Origin of the sequence: Domibacillus indicus, assembly GCF_023715895.1 — a bacterium.
Taxonomy (GTDB): domain Bacteria; phylum Bacillota; class Bacilli; order Bacillales; family Domibacillaceae; genus Domibacillus; species Domibacillus indicus_A.
This window is the reverse complement of the sequence record NZ_JAMBOO010000088.1, coordinates 1-425: the sequence shown is the minus strand read 5'-3', so window position 1 is coordinate 425 and position 425 is coordinate 1. Positions and strand designations below refer to the sequence as shown.

General features: G+C 55.1%; 1 rRNA gene. It reads right to left on the bottom strand.

The annotated features are described in order from the left end of the window. Positions 1–18 precede the first annotated feature (18 nt). Positions 19–425, bottom strand: a 16S ribosomal RNA gene (locus M3221_RS25690); the annotation flags it as partial.

Sequence of the window (425 nt, the reverse complement as noted above, 5' to 3'; positions counted from 1 at the left end):
TTCCGTAAATATCCTTAGAAAGGAGGTGATCCAGCCGCACCTTCCGATACGGCTACCTTGTTACGACTTCACCCCAATCATCTGCCCCACCTTCGGCGGCTGGCTCCCGTAAGGGTTACCCCACCGACTTCGGGTGTTGCAAACTCTCGTGGTGTGACGGGCGGTGTGTACAAGGCCCGGGAACGTATTCACCGCGGCATGCTGATCCGCGATTACTAGCGATTCCAGCTTCATGCAGGCGAGTTGCAGCCTGCAATCCGAACTGAGAATGGTTTTATGGGATTGGCTAAACCTCGCGGTCTTGCAGCCCTTTGTACCATCCATTGTAGCACGTGTGTAGCCCAGGTCATAAGGGGCATGATGATTTGACGTCATCCCCACCTTCCTCCGGTTTGTCACCGGCAGTCACCTTAGAGTGCCCAACT